14 protein-coding genes are annotated in these 17,357 nt (G+C 59.1%); 8 read left to right on the forward strand and 6 right to left on the reverse strand.

Annotation, left to right across the window (positions count from 1 at the left end):
* Nucleotides 1-161 precede the first annotated feature (161 nt).
* Together GOX73_RS19010 and GOX73_RS19015 are read left to right on the forward strand one after the other, a co-directional pair.
* On the forward strand, nt 162-1,268 hold the full coding sequence (locus GOX73_RS19010) for a saccharopine dehydrogenase family protein (RefSeq protein ID WP_171126636.1): 1,107 nt from the start codon (nt 162-164) through the stop codon (nt 1,266-1,268).
* A gap of 18 nt (nt 1,269-1,286) precedes the next feature.
* On the forward strand, nt 1,287-2,783 hold the full coding sequence (locus GOX73_RS19015) for an aldehyde dehydrogenase family protein (RefSeq protein ID WP_171126637.1): 1,497 nt from the start codon (nt 1,287-1,289) through the stop codon (nt 2,781-2,783).
* A 38-nt stretch (nt 2,784-2,821) separates the two neighbouring features.
* Here the strand turns inward: GOX73_RS19015 and GOX73_RS19020 are convergent, their stop codons facing one another.
* Nucleotides 2,822-4,399 carry a DUF5928 domain-containing protein gene (locus GOX73_RS19020; protein ID WP_171126638.1) on the reverse strand — a complete coding sequence of 526 codons (1,578 nt, stop codon included), beginning with the start codon at nt 4,397-4,399 and terminating at the stop codon, nt 2,822-2,824.
* A 142-nt stretch (nt 4,400-4,541) separates the two neighbouring features.
* Here GOX73_RS19020 and GOX73_RS19025 point away from each other — a divergent pair, with 142 nt between their 5' ends.
* Nucleotides 4,542-5,360 (forward strand): sulfotransferase family protein, encoded by an 819-nt coding sequence (locus tag GOX73_RS19025; RefSeq protein WP_171126639.1) that lies wholly within the window; start codon nt 4,542-4,544, stop codon nt 5,358-5,360.
* 200 nt (nt 5,361-5,560) lie between these two features.
* On the opposite strand, the gene ilvD is transcribed toward GOX73_RS19025, so the two are convergent.
* Nucleotides 5,561-7,393, reverse strand: coding sequence for a dihydroxy-acid dehydratase (gene ilvD, locus GOX73_RS19030; RefSeq protein ID WP_171126640.1), 1,833 nt, complete (start codon nt 7,391-7,393; stop codon nt 5,561-5,563).
* Nucleotides 7,394-7,499: 106 nt separating this feature from the next.
* On the opposite strand from ilvD, the gene GOX73_RS19035 reads away from it, so the two are divergent.
* The 3 genes from GOX73_RS19035 (at nt 7,500) to GOX73_RS19045 (ending at nt 10,166) form a co-directional block, all read left to right on the forward strand.
* Nucleotides 7,500-8,045, forward strand: a complete 546-nt coding sequence (locus tag GOX73_RS19035) for a helix-turn-helix domain-containing protein (RefSeq protein WP_171125850.1) — start codon at nt 7,500-7,502, stop codon at nt 8,043-8,045.
* Nucleotides 8,046-8,127: 82 nt separating this feature from the next.
* Nucleotides 8,128-8,982 (forward strand): 3-mercaptopyruvate sulfurtransferase, encoded by an 855-nt coding sequence (gene sseA, locus GOX73_RS19040; RefSeq protein ID WP_171126641.1) that lies wholly within the window; start codon nt 8,128-8,130, stop codon nt 8,980-8,982.
* Nucleotides 8,982-10,166, forward strand: a complete 1,185-nt coding sequence (locus GOX73_RS19045; protein ID WP_171126642.1) for an amino acid aminotransferase — start codon at nt 8,982-8,984, stop codon at nt 10,164-10,166. Before sseA ends, GOX73_RS19045 begins: the two co-directional genes overlap by 1 nt.
* 116 nt (nt 10,167-10,282) lie before the next feature.
* On the opposite strand, the gene GOX73_RS19050 is transcribed toward GOX73_RS19045, so the two are convergent.
* On the reverse strand, nt 10,283-11,593 hold the full coding sequence (locus GOX73_RS19050; protein WP_171126643.1) for an ammonium transporter: 1,311 nt from the start codon (nt 11,591-11,593) through the stop codon (nt 10,283-10,285).
* A gap of 33 nt (nt 11,594-11,626) precedes the next feature.
* Nucleotides 11,627-11,965: a P-II family nitrogen regulator gene (locus GOX73_RS19055; protein ID WP_171125856.1), complete on the reverse strand. Its 339-nt coding sequence runs from the start codon at nt 11,963-11,965 to the stop codon at nt 11,627-11,629.
* A gap of 258 nt (nt 11,966-12,223) precedes the next feature.
* Here GOX73_RS19055 and GOX73_RS19065 point away from each other — a divergent pair, with 258 nt between their 5' ends.
* Nucleotides 12,224-14,410 (forward strand): transglycosylase domain-containing protein, encoded by a 2,187-nt coding sequence (locus GOX73_RS19065; RefSeq protein WP_171126644.1) that lies wholly within the window; start codon nt 12,224-12,226, stop codon nt 14,408-14,410.
* Nucleotides 14,411-14,470: 60 nt separating this feature from the next.
* On the opposite strand, the gene leuB is transcribed toward GOX73_RS19065, so the two are convergent.
* A complete protein-coding gene (gene leuB / locus GOX73_RS19070) occupies nt 14,471-15,574 on the reverse strand; it encodes a 3-isopropylmalate dehydrogenase (protein ID WP_171126645.1) in 1,104 nt (367 codons plus the stop codon).
* A 153-nt stretch (nt 15,575-15,727) separates the two neighbouring features.
* Complete coding sequence (locus tag GOX73_RS19075) at nt 15,728-16,582, reverse strand: LysR family transcriptional regulator (protein ID WP_171126646.1); 855 nt, start codon at nt 16,580-16,582, stop codon at nt 15,728-15,730.
* A gap of 194 nt (nt 16,583-16,776) precedes the next feature.
* Here GOX73_RS19075 and GOX73_RS19080 point away from each other — a divergent pair, with 194 nt between their 5' ends.
* On the forward strand, nt 16,777-17,268 hold the full coding sequence (locus GOX73_RS19080) for a hypothetical protein (protein WP_171135065.1): 492 nt from the start codon (nt 16,777-16,779) through the stop codon (nt 17,266-17,268).
* The last annotated feature ends 89 nt before the right edge of the window (nt 17,269-17,357 follow it).

The following is a 17,357-nucleotide window of genomic DNA, read 5'->3' on the forward strand; positions in this document are numbered from 1 at the left end:
CACGCAATAGGGGTCGGTCGCGGCGGATGGCGCCAAGATTTCGTCACCATGATGAAAACTCCGACACTATGACGGATCATTCCGTGTTTCCGACAAGATAACCCCTGCGAGCCGGACAAGCGGCCCGTCATACTTTCAGAAAACGAAAGAGGAGGCGCGTTTTGAGCTGGAATATCTGTGTTATCGGAGCAGGCAAGATCGGTCAGATGATCGCGACCCTGCTAAAATCTTCGTCCAATTACTCGGTCACGGTTGCGGATCGTGATCTGTCAGCCCTGTCGGTTCTGAACCGCCAAGGCATTGCGACCCGGCAGATCGACGTCAGCAACGCGGCGCAATTGGCCAAGGCGCTGACCGGCTTTGATGCCGTCATCTCGGCCGCTCCGTTTTTTCTGACCCCGCAAATCGCCAATGCCGCCAAGGCTGCAGGCGCACATTACTTTGACCTGACCGAGGATGTTGCGGCCACCAATGCCGTGCGCGAATTGGCCAAAGACAGCGCAACAGCATTCATGCCGCAATGTGGTCTGGCACCCGGGTTTGTCGGAATCGCCGGGGCAGCGCTGGCGTCAGAGTTTGATGAGTTGGACAGTTTGCACATGCGGGTTGGTGCTTTACCGCTTTATCCGACCAATGCGCTGAAATACAATCTGACATGGTCTACCGACGGGCTGATCAACGAATACTGCAACCCCTGCGATGCCATCGTGAACGGCGACCGGGTCAAGACTGCGCCGCTGGAAGATTACGAGGTGCTGGGCCATGACGGGGTGGAATATGAGTGTTTCAACACCTCGGGTGGTTTGGGCACATTACCCGAAACGCTGGACGGCAAGGCGCGGGCAGTATCCTATCGCTCGATCCGATATCCCGGCCATTGCGATATCCTGAAACTGCTGCTCAAGGATCTGGGGCTGGAGCGTCGCCGCGATCTGCTCAAGGATATTTTCGAGGCCGCCCTTCCGCGCACGGATCAAGACGTGGTGCTGGTCTATTGCACCGCAAAAGGCATGATCGACGGAAGCTTGCGCGAGAAGTCCCTGATCAACAAAAGCTATGCCCGCAAGATCAACGGACAGGTCTGGAGCGCCATTCAGGTCACCACCGCCGCAGGCGTCCTGGGCGTGGTTGATCTGATGCGCACCGGGGCGCTGCCTGCCAAGGGCTTTATCCGGCAGGAACAGGTGGCCCTGTCTGATTTCCTGAACACCGAATTTGGTCAGCTTTACCGCGCTGGCGACGCAACCCCACAGAACAAGGCGGCCTGAGATATGAAAGACATCGTGATGACTGCGCAAACAACCCTTGCCAATCTGGACCTGACAGCGGCTGAGCTGACCGGCGGCACTCTGCCGGTGCATTCCCCCATCGACGGCAGCCTGCTGGCCGAGGTGCATGAAACCCCTGCGAGCGACATGGAGGCGGTGTTTGCCAATGCCAAAACTGCATTCAAAGCCTGGCGTACTGTACCCGCCCCGCGCCGGGGCGAGTTGATCCGCCTGCTGGGCGAGGAACTACGTGCCGCCAAAGAAGATCTGGGCGCGCTGGTCAGTTGGGAGGCTGGCAAGATCACCTCGGAAGGTTTGGGCGAAGTGCAAGAGATGATCGACATCTGCGACTTTGCCTTAGGTCTGTCGCGGCAGCTTTATGGCCTGACCATCGCCTCTGAACGCCCCGGCCACCGGATGATGGAGACATGGCACCCGGCGGGGCCGGTCGGCGTGATCTCGGCCTTCAACTTCCCGGTTGCGGTCTGGTCGTGGAACGCGGCGATTGCACTGGTCTGCGGCGATACGGTGATCTGGAAACCGTCCGAAAAGACGCCGCTGACCGCGATGGCCTGCCAGAAGATCTTTGAACGCGCACTAGCCCGTTTCGGCGATGCGCCCGACCACCTGCTGCAAACCCTGATCGGCGGTGCCGCGCTGGGCGAGGCGCTGGTCGCCAGCGAGGATGTGCCGGTGATTTCGGCCACCGGTTCCACCCGCATGGGCCGCGCGGTTGCCCCCGTGGTGGCATCCCGCTTTGGTAAGTGCATTCTGGAACTGGGCGGCAACAACGCGATGATCGTTGGCCCTTCGGCCGATCTGGAAATGGCGGTGCGCGCGATCGTGTTCTCGGCTGTGGGTACGGCTGGTCAGCGCTGCACCACGCTGCGCCGCCTGATCGTGCATAACTCGATCCGTGAGGAGCTGGTGGGCCGCCTGAAAAGGGCCTATGCCGGTCTGCCTATCGGCAACCCGCTGACCGAGGGCACTTTGATCGGCCCACTGGTCGATGAGGCATCCGGCGCGGCCATGATCGCTGCTTTGGAATCGGCCAAAGCTGAGGGCGGTGCGGTATTCGGAGGCCAGCGCGTGACCGACGGTGTGCCGGATGGTGTCTATATGCAACCCGCCATCGTTGAGATGCCCGGCCAGACGGCGACCGTGAAAACCGAGACTTTTGCGCCGATCCTTTATGTGATGGGCTATGACGATTTCGACGACGCCATCGACATCCAGAACGACGTGCCGCAAGGCCTGTCGTCCTGCGTGTTCACCCTAAACATGCGCGAGGCCGAGCAATTCCTGACCGCAGCCGGATCGGATTGCGGAATCGCCAACGTCAATATCGGGCCGTCGGGGGCCGAGATCGGCGGTGCCTTTGGCGGTGAGAAAGAAACAGGAGGCGGGCGCGAAAGCGGCTCTGACGCGTGGAAGGCCTATATGCGGCGCCAGACCAATACGGTTAACTACTCGGCTGAATTGCCGCTGGCGCAGGGCGTCAAGTTCGACATCTGAACATCCAGACCGGCGATGCCCCAAGCGTCGCCGGTTTTTCAATCGGCGAACAGGTAGTCCAACTGCAAGATTGCCCGGGCCTTGTCTGGTGAGACACCCAAAAACGCTGTAATTGCCGCTTCCTTTTCTGCAGGAGTATCGGTTTCCCGAATACGCTGGTAACTGCCAAGACCGGCCCCCTGTATCAACTCGGATTCGTAGGCAAGCGCGTTGCGTAGGGTTGGCACAAGTTCGGCTACGGTCTCGTCGGGGCTGTTCTCACCAGCCAGACCTATGCGTCGGGCGTGGCCGATCAAGTAAGCATCTGAATACGCGCAATCAATCTCCAACACATGCGCATGGGACTGGTCGGTATTAAAATCCTCAATGATCTCAAGGTTGGCGGGATCGACGCAAATAACCAGCTTGTCCGTTTCGAAATTGTCGAACAGCAAACGCACGACCGCGCGCCGGTGCCGAGACCGTTTGCCCAGCGTGGTTTCAATGCCGCCCAGATCGGGCAGGGCCGTGTCTTCTTCATTAAACAGGTATTCGATACAGGGGATGTCTGTCTCGGACATGATCTGATCGACGAGCCGTTTGGCTACATGCCATTTCTTACAGACGATCAGATAAACTTCGCGGTTCGGTCCAAGGGTATTGCCCGCCTCCCAGAACCGTTGACCATACCGGCGTCCAACGCGGCCGCGCCCGGTCAGGAACCTGTGCAGGTTTCGCCCTTCATCCGTTATCCGGAACGTGACGCCTTCGGTGGCATAGAGTTTGCCCAACCTGTCTTTCAGATCATGAGCTTCAGAGCTGATCTTGCGGGCAAACAGATAATCCTGCCCCAGCAACATATCATAATGGTCGTTGTAAAACGTAACCGGCATTCCATAGTCCGAGAACATCAGGAATGTGGGCGTGCGGTTCTCGATTTCTTCTTTCGAAACAAGATGGCGAACCAGGGTCTGAAAGAAAGTCTCATCCGGAATCCAGGTGGTTGAGAAAAAGCGGATCACATCCGGGCGCTTCTTCAGGAATTCCAGAATCATCTCGATCGTCCGGCGGCGCAGGCACCACCACTGGCTGCCGATCATGACCTGAATGTCGTCGGGAACGTCGCGTGTCAAACCAAACCGCTTTTGCAGCTCGTAAGCGGCATAGAACCACCGGCTTTGTGTTCTTTCGTTGAAGTAATGCCGATAGATCAGCCGGTCTTCTTTCATCCCGGTCTTGATCCACTTGCTTTCAAAGAAGTCGTGGCTCTCGATAAAATCCATGTCGCGCTCGTCCAGAAAACGATGTGCGTATTCCGCCGTCTTGATTGCCATGCAGTCGCCCGACAGCATGTAGAAATGCGTTGCACGAGGAAATGCATCCACCGCCGCTTCGATGGCGTGCAGGGTGGCCTGAACCAAAGACCACTCTCCCCAGCCACATCTGATCCGCTTGGTTGCGAAAGTGACGTTTGCGTTGTGCGCAAGAGCGTCCCGAATTTGGGCATAGGCCGCGGCGCTGGCGCGTGCGTCGAAGTGAATGGCCATGCAATCCCCAGCGGCGGTCAATTGCTCGGCTTGTGCAATGATGGCCTCGGGGTCTTTGTGGCACAGCAATATATAGGCAATCCTGGCCATTTCAGTTCTGTGAATTCCGTTTCTGCCCGTTTCCAACCGTGATACTGAGGATGAGCGATTGAATAAACATAATATTTTTGGTTTTTTGATCTCAAAAGCGGGCAGAAATTTTAGGTTCTGACACGCGGAGGAGGCAAAGCAGATGGGTTTTCCCGGCACATGGATGACCGAGAGCGAAAGCATGGTGTATCGGGTTGTGCCGAAATGCGCCTGCTCGACCATTGGACAGATCATGTATTATTCGGATCATGGTCGGTTCTTTGATGGTGATATTCACGACGCAGATGACGGAATGCACAAATGGGCGTTCGAGACCAGTCAGGATGTGATTTCCCAAAATATCCGAAACCACTCGTCTTATACCTTCACCTGTGTCCGCAATCCTTACACGCGTATCCTCAGCTCCTTTTTTGACAAGATCTGCGGCATTCAGCGAAACGGCAAACGGTACCGGGGCAATCTGGTGCCGACGCTGATCTACAATTACGGGATCGAGGTTGGCGGCGATGACGGCAAGGGTGAGTTCGATCAGATCGCCAGCTTCCGTCGGTTTCTTTTGTTCGCGCGCGACACGATCCGGTGGCGCAGGCCGATGGACCCCGACATTCATTGGTCCGCCATGTCGGGCCATGTCTCAACCTTCATCGTGAATGGCGGACGGTATGACAAGATTTTCTGGACCGAAGCGTTCAACGACGGAATGCAGGATGTCCTGAACCATCTGGATACGCCGCATAATGTGGAGCTGTCCACAATCCCGCGCTTCAACGAATCTGAGGGGCATGGCCCAAAGCGCGCGCATCCGGTTGCAGACTATTTTGACGACCTCTCGATGCACTTGGTCTACGAAATCTACAAGCAGGATTTCGAGCTGTTCCGGTATGATTTTGAGAACCCGGCTAACAAGATGCCAATTGGTGAAATTGATCTGGATGAGGTTCATGCCAAACTTGGCGACTGAGTAAGGGGCAGGTTCTCCCGCCCATCATCAATGTCTCTGACAAGACATCTCCTCTGGTTGGGCCCGGCGCCGCGCACCGCGCGGCGCCGGGCCCAAGACTGAACGGGGTATCGGCGCAGCCGATGGCGTAGTTCGGGCGCGGGAGGGTTTGGGTGGTTGGAAAACCCGGCCCGTCATAATCGCGCGCCGGGTCAACACAGTCACAACTGGCGCACTGCTCCCTTAGCCGCACTTGTCGTCAGTTTGGCATAGGCCTTCAGTGCCGTGGACACCTTGCGTTTGCGTGCGGCGGCAGGTTCCCAGCCTTTTTCGTCCTGTTCTTCCCGGCGCGCGGCCAGTTCTTCGTCGGACACCGCCAGATGGATCGAGCGGTTGGGGATGTCGATCTCGATCTTGTCGCCCTGATGCACCAGACCGATGACGCCACCTTCGGCCGCTTCGGGCGAGACGTGGCCGATCGAAAGGCCCGAGGTGCCACCCGAAAACCGCCCGTCGGTCAGCAGCGCGCAAGCTTTGCCCAGCCCCTTGGATTTCAGATACGAGGTCGGGTACAGCATTTCCTGCATCCCCGGGCCACCGCGCGGGCCTTCGTACCGGATAACGACCACGTCGCCCTCTTTCACTTTGCCGGTCAGGATGTCGTTCACCGCCTGATCCTGGCTTTCGCAGACATAGGCCGAGCCGGTGAAGGTCAGGCTGGCAGGGTCCACACCGGCGGTTTTCACGATACAGCCGTCGCGCGCGATGTTGCCGAACAGCACCGCCAGACCTCCATCCTGACTGAACGCGTGTTCCTTGGACCGGATCACGCCGCCTTCGCGGTCAGTGTCCAGTTCCTTGTACCTATTCGATTGGCTGAACGCCTGCGTGGTGCGGACGCCACCCGGCGCGGCCTTGAACAAATCCTGCGCCTTGGGGTTGTTGGCGACCTTAATATCCCAATTGGCAATTGCTTCACCCATCGTTGCCGAATGCACGGTGCTACAATCATCGTGCAGCAGACCGGCGCGGCTGAGTTCGCCGAGGATCGAGAAGATGCCGCCCGCGCGGTGAACGTCTTCCATATGCACGTTCTCTGTGTTCGGCGCGACCTTGCACAAACAGGGTACTTCGCGGCTGAGTCGGTCCATATCGGACATGGTGAAGTGCACCTCGCCCTCATGCGCGATAGCCAGCAGGTGCAGCACGGTGTTGGTGGACCCGCCCATGGCGATGTCCAGCGACATGGCGTTCTCGAACGCATCAAATGTGGCGATTTCGCGGGGCAGGAAGCCCTTTTCATCCAGATCATAGTGGCGCTTGGTGATCTCGACGATGCGGCGACCGGCCTCAAGGAACAGCTCTTTGCGGTCTGAGTGCGTGGCCAGCGTGGACCCATTGCCCGGCAGGGCCAGACCCAGCGCCTCGGCCAGACAGTTCATCGAGTTCGCGGTGAACATGCCCGAGCACGACCCACAGGTCGGGCAGGCGTTTTCCTCGATATGCTGGACCTGTTCGTCGGTGTACTTGTCGTCGGCCGCGGCGACCATCGCGTCCACGAGGTCGATCTTTTTGACGTCGAGATCGGCGATGTCGATCTTTCCGGCCTCCATCGGCCCGCCCGAGACAAAGATCGCGGGTATATTCAGGCGCATGGCAGCCATCAGCATACCCGGCGTGATCTTGTCGCAATTCGAGATGCATACCATCGCATCGGCACAATGCGCGTTGACCATGTATTCGACCGAATCTGCGATCACCTCTCGTGAGGGAAGCGAATACAGCATCCCGTCATGACCCATGGCGATCCCGTCATCCACGGCGATGGTGTTGAACTCTTTGGCGACACCACCGGCGGCCTCGACCTCGCGGGCAACCATCTGGCCGAGGTCCTTCAGGTGAACGTGGCCCGGCACAAACTGCGTGAACGAGTTGACGATTGCGATGATCGGCTTGCCGAAATCGTCATCCTGCATCCCGGTGGCGCGCCACAGACCGCGGGCACCGGCCATGTTGCGGCCATGGGTAGAGGTTCTGGATCGGTACATTGGCATGATGCTGTTTCCCTTATGCCCCGGTTGCGATGGCGGGGTGTGTGCGTTATAGCGCACGTAACACATGTGCGCTATAACGCACAAGAGGATTCGAAAGACGAACGATATGGCACCGGATGATATAACGCTGAAACTGCGGGATGTGCGCGCGGCCTCGGGGCTGAGCCTGTCCAAGGTGGCCGAGATGACAGGCGTCAGCAAGGCAATGCTGGGCCAGATCGAGCGGGGCGAATCCAGCCCGACCATCGCGACCCTGTGGAAGATCGCCAAAGGATTCCAACTGCCACTTAGTGCTTTGATCGGGTCGTCGGCGCTGCGCGACCCTGCCGATTCCAGCCTGTTCCGCACAGTGACCTTTCCCGGCAGCATCGAGGTCAAGATCGTCTTCCCCTATGATCCCGCACTTGGCGCGGAAACCTTCCACGTTGATCTTGCCCCAAACCAGAGCCACGAATCCGCCGCCCATGCCGCCGGCGTGACCGAGGAAGTGTTCGTGCTGAAAGGTGCATTGGAAATCTTGCGCGACGCGGAATGGGTGCCGTTGCAAGCCGGACAGGGCCTGCGCTTTGCTGCAGACATTCCCCATGGTTATCGGGCGGGTGATGAGGGTGCCGCATTTCTGAACATGCACCACTATGGTCAGGCCGGATAAGCGGACCCGCGACCTTATCCAGCCTTGAACCCTCAACCCTGCGCGTATAGGGAAAACCCAAACTCGCTTTGGGGAGGCTTTGATGCAGGACGATCCGAAAACCCTCGTTTCAACCGAATGGCTTGCAGCCCATCTCAAGGACCCGGACCTGCGGGTTCTGGACGGTTCATGGTATTTGCCGCAGCAAGGGCGGGATGCAAAGGCCGAGTATGACGCGGCCCATATTCCCGGCGCGCGGTTCTTTGACATTGACGAGATCTCGGATCGTCGCTCGGATCTGCCGCACATGGCGCCCCCGGTTGAAAAGTTCATGTCGCGCCTGCGGGCGATGGGGGTTGGGGATGGTCATCAGGTGGTGGTCTATGATGGCGCCGGGTTGATGTCCGCCGCGCGGGTCTGGTGGCTGTTCCGTCTGATGGGTCAGGAAAACATCGCTGTTCTGGATGGCGGTTTCCCCAAATGGCAGGCTGAAGGGCGTGAGATCGAAGACCTTCCTCCGGTCATTCGTGACCGTCACATGACGGTGCGCGTGCAAAACCATCTGGTGCGGGACGTCACGCAGGTGTCTGCGGCGGCGAAGTTGGCCGATCACGAGATCATTGATGCACGCTCTGCCGCCCGATTTGCAGGGACAAGCGCGGAGCCGCGTGAAGGCTTGCGTTCGGGTCATATTCCAGGCTCGCGCAATGTGCCGTTTGGTACGCTGCTGAACAAGAACGGCACGATGAAGTCGCCCGATGAATGCCGCACCGTGTTCGAGGCCGCTGGCGTGGACCTGTCGAAACCCGCCATTACCTCATGCGGGTCGGGTGTAACTGCCGCGATCCTCAGCCTTGCGTTGGAACGCTTGGGCAAAAAAGACCATTCGCTTTATGACGGCTCCTGGGCTGAATGGGGTGCGTTCCCCACCCTGCCCGTCGCAACCGGAGAGACCTGATGTTCGAAAACCTCAAACCGCAGCCCGCCGATAAGATCCTGGCGCTGATGCAGATGTACCGCGAAGACCCGCGCGATCAAAAGATCGACCTAGGTGTTGGCGTCTACAAGAATGCTGAAGGCGTGACCCCGGTCATGCGCGCGGTGAAAGCGGCTGAAAAGCGCATTCTGGAAGAACAGGAGAGCAAGGCCTATACTGGTCTGGCGGGCGATCCGGCTTTTGCGGATGCGATGATCGGCCTGATCCTTGGCACCTCGGTTCCGCGTGGCAACATCGCGGCTGTAGCGACGCCCGGCGGCACCGGGGCGTGTCGGCAAGCGTTCGAGATGATCCGCATGGCCAACCCTTCGGCGCGCGTCTTTGTGTCGAACCCAACATGGCCGAACCACCTGTCGATCCTGAACTATCTGGGGATGGAGACCGTTCAGTACCGCTATTTCGACAGTGAGACCCGAGGCGTTGATTTCGATGGCATGGTCGAAGACCTGAAAACGGCCAAGGCGGGCGACGTGGTTCTGCTGCATGGCTGCTGCCACAACCCGACCGGAGCCAATCTGAACATGGTTCAGTGGCAAGAGGTCGTTAACATCATCAACGAGCTTGGCCTCGTCGCGATGATCGACATCGCCTATCAGGGCTTTGGTGATGGTCTTGAGGAAGATGCGCAGGCTACCCGCCTTGTTGCCTCGTCGGTCAAGCGTTGCCTGATCGCGGCGTCTTGTTCCAAGAACTTCGGTGTATATCGCGAACGCACCGGGCTGTTGATGGCAATCAGCGATGATGCGGCGCAGACGGCGCTGAACCAGTCGACGCTGGCCTTTCTGAATCGTCAGAACTATTCCTTCCCGCCCGATCACGGGGCGCGGGTCGTGACGACAATCCTGAATGACGACGCCTTGCGCGCGGATTGGGCGGCCGAGCTGGAAGAGGTTCGCCTGTCTATGCTGGGTCTGCGCCAACAACTGGCCGACGAGCTGCAAAGACTGAGCGGGTCCGACCGGTTTGGCTTTGTCGCCCAGCATCGCGGCATGTTCTCGCGCCTTGGCGCAGCCCCGGAACTGGTCGAGAAGCTGCGTGCTGATCACGGCATCTATATGGTCGGCGACAGCCGGTTGAACATCGCGGGTCTGAACGCCAACACGGTGCCGATTCTGGCACAGGCGATTGTCGACGTCGGCGTTTGAGTTATCCATCACAACCGTTAAAGCCGCGCAGCATTGCGCGGCTTTTTTGTTTTTGACCAATTCCAAAAGAAAAGGCCGGGCGCGAACGCCCGGCCTTTGAGTGGTGAACTCAGGTCTTAGCCTTTGGAGAACTCGGGATATGCTTCCATCCCCAGTTCTGCCATGTCGAGGCCGTTGATCTCGTCCTCTTCGCTGACGCGAATGCCGACAACGGCTTTCAGGATGCTCCACAGGATCAACGCGCCGACAAAGGTGAACACGCCGTAGGTTGCGATGCCCAGAAGCTGGGTGCCCAAGGATGCTTCGCCGTAGAAGATCACGGCGATGGTGCCCCAGATGCCTGCGAACAGGTGAACCGGGATCGCGCCGACAACGTCGTCAATCTTGAACTTGTCCAGCATCGGAACCGCGAAGACCACGATGATACCGCCGACAGCACCGATCCACAGCGCGCCGAACAGGGTCGGGGCCAGAGGTTCGGCTGTGATCGAAACCAGACCGGCCAGCGCACCGTTCAGCACCATGGTCAGGTCAGGCTTTTTGTACAGCAGTTGTGTCAGGATCAGGGCTGTAACAGCGCCCGAAGCGGCGGCCATGTTGGTGTTGGCGAAGATACGCGAGACGTCTGTTACGTCGCCCACAGTGCCCATTGCAAGCTGCGAGCCGCCGTTGAAGCCGAACCAACCCAGCCACAGGATGAACGTACCCAGGGTTGCCAGTGCCAGGTTCGAACCGGGCATCGGGTGGACCTTGCCGTCCTTGTATTTGCCGATCCGCGGACCAAGGATGATCGCGCCTGCCAGCGCTGCCCAGCCACCGACCGAGTGTACGACGGTCGAGCCAGCGAAATCCGAGAAGCCAGCTTCAGACAGCCAGCCGCCGCCCCACTGCCAGGAACCTGAGATCGGGTACATGATACCGGTCAGTACAACGACGAAGATCAAGAAGGGGAACAGCTTGATCCGTTCGGCAACGGCACCTGACACGATGGAGGCGGTTGCAGCCACAAAGACCAACTGGAAGAAGAAGTCCGAACCGATCGAGGCATAGTCCAAAGCAGCCTCGGCAGGGTCGACGCCGACCGGGTCAAGCACGGTTGGGCCGCCAATGGCAAAGAAACCATTGAAGTCGCCCGGATACATCGTGTTGAAGCCAACCAGCCAATACATGATCGCGGCAATGGAAAACAGCGCCACGTTCTTGATCATCTGCATGGCCACGTTCTTGGAGCGCACCAGACCGCCTTCAAGCATGGCAAAACCTGCCGCCATGAAGAAGACCAGGAACCCTGCCATCAGGAACAGCAGCGTGGTGAAGATATACTGGGTATGGAGCGCGGCTTCGCCGTCGGCGGCCTCTTGCGCCAGACCCATCTGCGGCAGCGCGACGATCGCGGCAGCAGGGATGAGAGATTTCATCAGGTTCATTGTCAGTCCTCGAATGATTGTGAGTGGGGGCGCTTACAGCGCCTCTTCGTTGGTTTCCCCGGTCCGCACGCGCAGGGCCTGCTCGACATCGAGGACGAAAATCTTGCCGTCACCGATCTTGCCGGTCTTGGCGGTTTTGGTGATGGTCTCGACGATCTGGTCGGCCATCGCAGCGGGCACCACGATTTCTAGTTTGATCTTGGGTACGAAGTTCACGGCATATTCCGCACCGCGATAGATTTCTGTGTGACCCGATTGCGAGCCGAAGCCCTTGATTTCGGTCACCATCATGCCGCGCACGCCAGCTTCGGTCAGTGCCTCGCGCACCTCCTCCAGCTTGAACGGCTTGATTGTCGCAATGATCAGTTTCACGTTGATCCCCTCTGCTTCCCGGTCTGTCCGGCTTGTTTGCACTCGCAGCAAAAAAGCGCGGCTGACGGTTTTAAGGAACGCTGAGTGCGACCGAACGCTGGGGAAATTTGCAGCTAGGTGCACAATTTTTGCACAGATTGAGATAAATGCCCGAAAAATGTGCAAAGTGAGGAAGAGATTTACCGGAAATTCGGACCTCAACTTCACAGGTGTTGCAGGGTATGGTGCCTCAAAACGATAACCGGGCAGAGTTCGGAAATGACAGATTCCAAGCGCCGCAAAACTCCTTTGGTGGCGGATAAAAGATACCCGTCCAAGGGCCGTAAACCCAAGGCGACCAAACGCACCGCGAAACCTGCGGGAAAGAAGGCTGTCGCACGTAAAACCACCACACGAAAGCCCACCCGCAAGAAAACACGCAAGAAATCGGCCGGTGGCGGCGGAGGGATATTCCGCAGGATGTTCCGCTGGCTGTGGCGGATGATCTGGGGCGTGACATGGCGCGTGGGGGCCGTTTGCGCGCTGTTGCTGGCGCTGGCGATTGGCGTTGTCTACACCTCGTTGCCCGATGTTGATTCGCTTTTGGACGGCCGCGCGCGCGGGTCGGTCACGATGCTGGACCGCGACGGTAAGGTGTTTGCATGGCGCGGTGACCAGTTTGGCGGTGTCATTACGGCTGATACCGTGTCCCCGCACCTTAAACACGCGGTCATCGCGACCGAGGACAAGCGGTTCTATCGCCATTTCGGTGTCAGCCCGCGCGGGGTTGCCAGCGCCGTGCGCATCAACCTGAGCGAAGGCCGGGGGCCGCTGTCGGGCCATGGCGGTTCGACCATCACGCAGCAGACGGCCAAGTTGCTATGTCTGGGCGTTCCATACGATCCGGCTGAATGGGAGTCCGAGGCGGCCTATGAAGCTGATTGCCGTAAGGGGTCGTTGTGGCGCAAAGCCAAGGAAGCCGTTTACGCGATGGCGATGGAGGTCAAATACTCCAAGGACGAAATCCTTACCATCTATCTGAACCGGGCGTTCCTTGGCGCAGGTGCGCGAGGGTTCGAGGCGGCCAGCCAGCGGTATTTCGGGATTTCAGCCGCCGAAGTATCTCCGTCCGAGGCCGCGATGCTGGCGGGTCTTCTGGTCGCGCCGACCCGGTATGCGCCGACGAACAACCTGCAACGCTCGCAGGATCGGGCGCGTCTTGTGGTCGGGTTGATGGAGGATCAGGGATATCTTTCCCCCGCGCAGGCCAGCGAAGCCCGCGCCCGTCCCGCGGAACTGTCCGAAGCTGCCGCCGCGCGTGCAGGCGGATATTTCGCCGATTGGGTTATGGCCAGCGGACCGGAGTTCTTCACCCGCAACACGACCGAGGACGTGGTGATCCGGACGACTCTGGATCAGCGCCTGCAAAAATCGGCTGAAGAGGCGCTGCAATATATCTTTCAGGAAAAGGTCCGCGAAGGGTCCAAGGCGCAGGCCGCGATTGTCGTTATGTCCGCAGATGGGGCTGTGCGCGCCATGGTCGGCGGTCGCAAGACGCGTGTATCAGGTGCGTTCAATCGCGCGACACAGGCGTTGCGCCAGACCGGATCATCCTTCAAACCCTTCGTCTACGCGACAGCGTTGGAGCTTGGGTATTCCCCGCTGGATACGGTGGTGGACGAGCCCTATTGCATCAATATTCCCGGTTCGGGTCAGTGGTGCCCCAAGAACTATACCAACAAGTTCTATGGTAGGGTCACGCTTGCGGATGCCTTGAAGAACTCGCTGAACATCCCGGCCGTCAAAGTGGCCGAGGTTGCGGGGCTTGAAAACGTCCGCACTGTCGCCAGCGGTTTTGGGATCGCCAATGATCTGGCCGAAGGTCCCGCCCTTGCCCTGGGCGCGTCGGAAAGCACGCTGATTGAGATGACCGGCGCTTATGCGGGTATCCTGAACGGTGGCTCGTCCGTGGAACCTTATGGTCTGACCGAGTTAAAGCTGCTGGGGGACCAGGCGCCCGTAATGGTGACGACGACCGGCATCGGAGAACGCGTCATCAACGACAAGGCGGCCAAGCAACTGACATGGATGATGGAGCGCGTGGTCTCGGAAGGCACCGGCGCGCGGGCGCAGCTTCCGGGCTGGCAGGTGGCGGGCAAGACCGGCACGACTCAGGCCGCGCGCGATGCTTGGTTTATCGGGTTCACGGCGGATTACGTGGCGGGTGTCTGGATGGGTTATGACGACAACACGCCCCTTTCCGGTGTTACCGGCGGCGGGTTGCCTGCGGAAATCTGGAAGGAAACCATGCTGCGCGTGACCGAAGGGATGACGCCGACGCCCTTGCCGATGCTGGCCCCGGACCCGCCCGTGCGAACCGCGCAGCCCCGGCAGCAACGCCGCAGGCAGGGCAACGGGTTCGAGAACGCCATTAACAACCTGTTGAACAATATCTTCGGCAATTGATCGGGCAAAGAAAAAGGCGGTGCGCTGGGCACCGCCTTTGGCATTTGTATGCTCGCGTGATCAGACGGTTTCGTCCAGCGCCGCCAGAATCGCGTCACCCATTTCGGTGGTCGACACAGGTTGCACACCTTCCTCGGCCAGCAAGTCGGCGGTGCGGACACCATCGGCCAGAACTTTCTCGATTGCGGCTTCCAGACGATCGGCCTCATCCCCTTGGTCAAAGCTATAGCGCAGCGCCATGGCAAAGCTCAGGATACAGGCGATCGGGTTCGCCTTGCCCTGACCCGCGATATCAGGGGCCGAGCCGTGGACCGGTTCGTACATTGCCTTGGGCCGGCCATTGGCCATCGGTGCACCCAACGAAGCGGATGGCAGCATCCCCAACGAGCCGGTCAGCATTGCCGCGCAATCGGACAGGATATCGCCGAACAGGTTGTCGGTGACGATCACATCAAACTGCTTGGGTGCGCGCACCAACTGCATTGCGCCATTGTCGGCATACATATGGGTCAGCTCAACCTCGGGGTAATCCTCGGCCACACGGTCCACGACCTCGCGCCAAAGGATGCCCGATTCCATGACGTTGGCTTTTTCCATCGAGCACAGCTTTTTGTTCCGGCGCATCGCCAGTTCAAAGGCCGAGCGTGCGGCGCGTTCGATCTCGGATTCGGTGTAGCGCTGGGTGTTGATGCCCACGCGTTCGTTACCTTCTTCGAAGATGCCGCGCGGTTCGCCGAAATAGACGCCCGAGGTCAGTTCGCGCACGATCATGATGTCCAGACCGGCGACGATGTCTTTCTTCAGCGATGAGAAATCAGCCAGCGCGTCAAAGCACTGCGCCGGGCGCAGGTTTGAAAACAGGTCCATTTCCTTGCGCAGGCGCAGGAGGCCGCGTTCAGGTTTTACGCTGAAATCCAGATCGTCATATTTCGGGCCACCAACCGCGCCCAGCAATACCGCATCGACCTCTTGCGCCTTGGCCATGGTCTCATCCGATAGGGGCTTGCCATGGGCGTCATAGGCGGCACCGCCGACCAAATCCTCGCTCACGTCGAACGCCAGACCGCGGTTCGCGCCGAACCAGTCGATGATGCGGCGGACTTCGGTCATGACTTCGGGGCCAATACCGTCTCCGGGCAGGATGAGGAGCGAGGGGTTGGACATGAAGGATCTCCTTGCGTTTCGTCGCAATGGCCCTAGCGCCTGCGCAGCATGGGGTCAATGCGAGGAAGCTGTAAGCTGCAGGTAAAACCCGTATCTGTGCCCGGAACGACGAATTCCTGAAGAAATGCTTGCCACGCGCGGCCCTGCCGACGCTCAGGTGTTCGGTAGAAACGCCGCGTTGAACGCCTTGCACACCCACTCAACAGTGACCTGCACGCGCTTGTACCCAACAGTATCCGGGTTGAGATAGAGGTACAGGGTGCGGCTGAAATCCGGACGACCTGTGCCAACACGCACCAGATCATCGCGCCCTTCGGCAAGGCACATTGGCAGCAACCCCTTACCCGCCCCCGCAGCAACGGCCGAGACCAGCACGCTGGCGTCCGTTGCAGTCAATCGCACTTTTTCGGTTTGTTTGCTCAGGCGTCTGACCGCGCGGTTGATGATTGGGCGGCTGGCCTCTTCGTCAAAAAAGGCAACCCAGCTTGCAGGTTCTTCTTGCAGGTGGGCGGCGTGGTAAACGGCGTAAGGGACCTGACCCAGTGTGACCGTGTATTCCGCAGATTCGGGCGGAACTTCGAACCACATCTGAATTGACGCCTCGCCCGAGATGCGCGTTGTTGCGGCACGGGTCATGAACCTCAGGTCCAATCCGGGATTTTCGGCAAGAAAACGATCCATCCCTGACAAGGCCAGGCGCTGCATTGTCCACGAATTCCCGACTATACGCATCATCCCTACAGCGCTGGCATGTGATTGAGAGATTTCGTCGGTCAGTCGGTGATAGCTTGCTTCGATTTGTAGCGCGCGTTCGATTGCAATGGCCCCGGCTTCGGTCGCCACAAACCCTGACTTAGAGCGAACAAACAGGATCACCCCAAGCTCTTGTTCCAACGCGGTCAACCGGCGGCCCATTGTGGTCGCGTCCACATCAAGGAAATGTGCGGCGCCTGTCAAAGAGCCCGACCGACTAATGGCCAACAGCACTTTCAGATTGTCCCAGTTCATTTTCAGGCGTCCTGCAAATTTGCATGATGTTGATGCAGATTAGCGGCTTTTTGTCCGCAGATTTCAATTCTAAAGTTCCGGCGTTCCGAAAGAGAGACAGCACTTTCCATATTTCACAGTGGGTTACGAGTACGCTTTTTTGGATGGTTTGGGCCGGTGCGGGTGTGCGTCGGCCCGTGAAAAAGGACAAGTGAATGCAAAGATACTCAAAACTATGGGCTGCGACTGCATGTCTGGCGTTAGTCGCCGCCTGTGGTCAAACAGAAGCCCCAGAGCCGATCCAGCCCGAGCCTATTTTCAATAAATACGGAGACGTTGTCGGTTGTACCGGCGGGGCCAGCCCCAGTGGTGCGAACCCGGACCAGCCCTGCCTGCCACCGCCGCCACCGCCCCCCGGAGGGTGCGATGACTCGGCGGTTGCTGGAACGGCATCGGTTCCCTGCTCGCCAACCGGTGAAGAGCGTGAGCCTGAAGATAGCTCAACCTCAGGCGGGGGGCGTGACCCGGGCGATAGCTCAACCTCGGGCGGGGGGCGTGACCCGAGCGATAGCTCAACTTCCGAAGGCGGCCGTGATCCAGGTGGAAGTTCAACACCTGGCGGCGGTAGCGATCCGACCGGAAGTTCGTCCACCAGCGGAGGCCGTGATCCTGCGGGCGGAGGGTCATCCTCGGTACCGCGGACCTGATACTGCATATTTTGGGTAACGAGTTCTTCAGGGTTTGAAGACGATCCTCGACAAAGGACAGGGCAGCCAACCGGTTGCCCTGTTTTGTC

The sequence above is a fragment of the Ruegeria sp. HKCCD7221 genome (assembly GCF_013031225.1).
GTDB lineage: Bacteria > Pseudomonadota > Alphaproteobacteria > Rhodobacterales > Rhodobacteraceae > Ruegeria.

Excerpts from the sequence above, each read along its gene's own strand:
- GOX73_RS19015 (WP_171126637.1), top strand. The coding sequence starts at position 1,287 with ATGACTGCGCAAACAACCCTTGCCAATCTGGACCTGACAGCGGCTGAG.
- GOX73_RS19020 (WP_171126638.1), bottom strand. The coding sequence starts at position 4,399 with ATGGCCAGGATTGCCTATATATTGCTGTGCCACAAAGACCCCGAGGCC.
- GOX73_RS19025 (WP_171126639.1), top strand. The coding sequence starts at position 4,542 with ATGGGTTTTCCCGGCACATGGATGACCGAGAGCGAAAGCATGGTGTAT.
- ilvD (WP_171126640.1), bottom strand. The coding sequence starts at position 7,393 with ATGCCAATGTACCGATCCAGAACCTCTACCCATGGCCGCAACATGGCC.
- GOX73_RS19035 (WP_171125850.1), top strand. The coding sequence starts at position 7,500 with ATGGCACCGGATGATATAACGCTGAAACTGCGGGATGTGCGCGCGGCC.
- sseA (WP_171126641.1), top strand. The coding sequence starts at position 8,128 with ATGCAGGACGATCCGAAAACCCTCGTTTCAACCGAATGGCTTGCAGCC.
- GOX73_RS19045 (WP_171126642.1), top strand. The coding sequence starts at position 8,982 with ATGTTCGAAAACCTCAAACCGCAGCCCGCCGATAAGATCCTGGCGCTG.
- GOX73_RS19050 (WP_171126643.1), bottom strand. The coding sequence starts at position 11,593 with ATGAACCTGATGAAATCTCTCATCCCTGCTGCCGCGATCGTCGCGCTG.
- GOX73_RS19065 (WP_171126644.1), top strand. The coding sequence starts at position 12,224 with ATGACAGATTCCAAGCGCCGCAAAACTCCTTTGGTGGCGGATAAAAGA.
- leuB (WP_171126645.1), bottom strand. The coding sequence starts at position 15,574 with ATGTCCAACCCCTCGCTCCTCATCCTGCCCGGAGACGGTATTGGCCCC.
- GOX73_RS19075 (WP_171126646.1), bottom strand. The coding sequence starts at position 16,582 with ATGAACTGGGACAATCTGAAAGTGCTGTTGGCCATTAGTCGGTCGGGC.
- GOX73_RS19080 (WP_171135065.1), top strand. The coding sequence starts at position 16,777 with ATGCAAAGATACTCAAAACTATGGGCTGCGACTGCATGTCTGGCGTTA.